Annotated in this window: 4 protein-coding genes and 1 tRNA gene; 3 read left to right on the forward strand and 2 right to left on the reverse strand. The window is 62.9% G+C overall.

Going from position 1 to position 2638, the window contains the following annotated elements; all coding sequences use genetic code 11:
- On the forward strand, positions 1–520 hold a 520-nt coding region (locus tag EN964_RS31260), incomplete at its 5' end, for a nicotinate-nucleotide--dimethylbenzimidazole phosphoribosyltransferase (RefSeq protein WP_206528783.1).
- Between the two features lie 83 nt (positions 521–603).
- Positions 604–861 (forward strand): hypothetical protein, encoded by a 258-nt coding sequence (locus EN964_RS31265; protein ID WP_127268499.1) that lies wholly within the window; start codon positions 604–606, stop codon positions 859–861.
- 112 nt (positions 862–973) lie between these two features.
- On the opposite strand, the gene EN964_RS31270 is transcribed toward EN964_RS31265, so the two are convergent.
- Both EN964_RS31270 and EN964_RS31275 read right to left on the reverse strand, forming a co-directional pair.
- Positions 974–1049, reverse strand: a tRNA-Lys gene (locus EN964_RS31270).
- Between the two features lie 106 nt (positions 1050–1155).
- The gene (locus EN964_RS31275) at positions 1156–2064 is read right to left on the reverse strand and encodes a PhzF family phenazine biosynthesis protein (RefSeq protein WP_127268498.1); all 909 of its coding nucleotides are present in this window, start codon (positions 2062–2064) and stop codon (positions 1156–1158) included.
- 100 nt (positions 2065–2164) lie between these two features.
- Between EN964_RS31275 and EN964_RS31280 the strand changes: the two genes are divergently transcribed.
- On the forward strand, positions 2165–2638 hold a 474-nt coding region (locus tag EN964_RS31280), incomplete at its 3' end, for a biotin/lipoyl-binding protein (protein ID WP_127277184.1).

A 2638-nucleotide genomic window follows, 5' to 3' on the forward strand; every position in this document is an offset into this window, starting at 1 on the left:
CGGCAACACCACGCCGGCCGCCGCCATTTCGGCTGCCCTGTTCGGCGGTGGTGCTGAAAAATGGACCGGACGCGGCACCGGCGTCGACGACGCCGGCCTCAAGCGCAAGGTGGTCGCCATCGAAGCCGGGCTGAAGCGTCACGCCGCCGCCCTTGCTGACCCGCTCGCTCTCGCTGCCGCGCTTGGCGGCCGCGAACTCGCCGCCATCTTCGGCGCCACGCTGGCCGCCCGCCATCTGGGCATCCCCGTGCTGCTCGACGGCTTCGTCTGCACCGCCGCCGCAGCCCCACTGGCAAAGATGCACCCAACCGGCCTCGCCCACACAATCGCCGCTCACGTTTCGGCCGAATCGGGCCATCGCGGCCTGCTCGAAGCCCTCGGCCTGCCGCCGCTGCTCGATCTCGGCATGCGGCTCGGCGAAGGCTCCGGCGCCTGCCTCGCCGTCAACATCGTCCGCTCGGCGCTGGAGTGCCATGCCCGCATGGCGAGTTTTGCCGAGGCTGGCGTTTCGGAGAAGTAGTTATCCATTCCCCGTATCGGCCGTCATCGTCACGACAAAAGAAGCATCTTCCGGCAACGGCGATTCTCAAATAGATTCTGCCTATGAAAAAACTTCATCCCGTCGCAGCTGCAGTGTCTATCGCCGTGGCGGTTGCTGTTGTGCTCCGTCACAGCAGCTATTCAAGTCATGGCCCGATCGATACCGGCATTTTCGTTGTCTTCCTGGTCTTCTTCTGGTGGCTCATCAGCGATTTCTCCGGGGGAAAAGACGGAATTGGCGCCAACGAAGCTGCAGTCGGGGAAAAGAGCATTGCTTTTCGACTCGGCCGGTTTCTGAGCCGCATTTTTCAACGCGGCTGAATCGCCACGAGATCCGGATAGCGCGGTTAAAGAATCACGGTCAGACAGCCTGCCCGAGACGCACCAAACGCGTCTCGCTTTGAGGGTCTTTCCACCAACTCTTCTAGGAATTTGGTGGGTGCGCACAGGATTGAACTGTGGACCCGCTGATTAAGAGTCAGCTGCTCTACCAACTGAGCTACGCACCCACTCGGCCGGCAAAAACCGGCGTTGGCGGGCATATAGCCGCCACCACCGGTCCTGTCCAGCCCTGCCGGAATCATTTCCCGACAAATCGACCGAGCATGCGTTCGATCAGATGAACAGCTTGCCCTCCGCCACCTTGATCGCGTTGCCGCCAATACGCGCCGAGGCCAGTTTTCCGCCTTGCACGGTCAGTTCGAGGCGGATGCGCGAAGGCCGGCCCATCTCCAGCCCCTGCTCGATCCACAGCTGCGAAATGCCGTCGGTCGGCGCGTCGAAATGCATGATGGCGCCGGCAAAGGCCGCAGCCGCCGAGCCGGTCGCCGGATCCTCGTAGGAAGGCGTGCCGGGCACGATCATGCGCACATGGAAGGCGCTTTCGTGGTTCACCGTCTCGCGGCAGTAGACATAGGGGCTGGCGAAGGCCCACTCGCTCTTGCGCGGCGCCAGTTCCGACCAGGCCTGGTTGTCCAGCCGGATGCGGCCCGCCGCCTCGAGATTGGCAACTGGAATGGTGACGTAGGGCACGCCGGCCGACCAGAACGCGACGCGGTGATTCTCGAAGCCGATCTCGTGCGGCGTCAGCCCAAGCGCCGCACCGATCGCCTCCGGATCGGCTTCGAGCTTCAGCGGCTCCGGCAGCTTCGCCAGGTCGAACTCGGCAAAAGTGTTGCCGTCATGCTTGCTGACGGCGCACCGCACCGGGCCGATGTTTTCCTCCAGCACGAAGATGCCGGCGCCGCCCTCCTCAGCCAGTTCGGCCAGCGCGATCGCGGCGCCGACCGTCGGATGGCCGGCGAACGGCATTTCATAGTCGGGCGTGAAGATGCGAATGCGGTTTCTGTGCTTGGGATTGTCCGGCGGCAGCACGAACACCGATTCCGACAGATTGAATTCGCGCGCGATGGCCTGCATCGCCGCCGTGTCCAATCCCTTGCTGTCCAGCACGACGGCCAAGGGATTGCCGGCCAGTCGCTCGGTCGTAAACACATCGTAGAGCAAGTAATTCCGGGTTTTCATTCCTGCCTCAATCCCAACATGGGCGAAATTTAATTTGATATTTGAACCAGTAAGCCTGATCTGTGCACAGACGGGATATTACGCATTATAGGGGTCCAGCGTGGACCAGATTGTCAATCTGCCAAAGACGGAATCGGATTCCGCCATCGAGACGGCGCTTGGGCTCGACAGAACGGGTCGGCGCAAATCGCGCCGGCGCGGCTGGCTCTATGCGCTGCTGGCGTTGATCGTGCTCGCTGCCGGGCTTGGCGTCTATCAGTGGTATGCCGGCTCGCCGGCCAGGATCGATTACACCACCGTGCCTGCCGCCAAGGCCGACCTCACCGTCGCGGTGTCGGCGACCGGCACGCTACAGCCCCTTACCCAGGTCGACATTTCAAGCGAACTGTCCGGCATCATCCGCTCGGTCTCGGCCGAGGAGAACCAGCAGGTCAAGAAGGGTGACGTGCTGGCGACACTCGATACGGTGAAACTCGAAGTCCAGATCGAGCGCGCCGAAGCTTCGGCCAAGGCCGCCGCCGCCAATGTCGAGGACGCCACGGTTACGCTGGCCGAAAACGAGAAGGCGCTGGTG

It is taken from the genome of Mesorhizobium sp. M7A.F.Ca.CA.001.10.2.1, assembly GCF_003998575.1.
Taxonomy (GTDB): domain Bacteria; phylum Pseudomonadota; class Alphaproteobacteria; order Rhizobiales; family Rhizobiaceae; genus Mesorhizobium.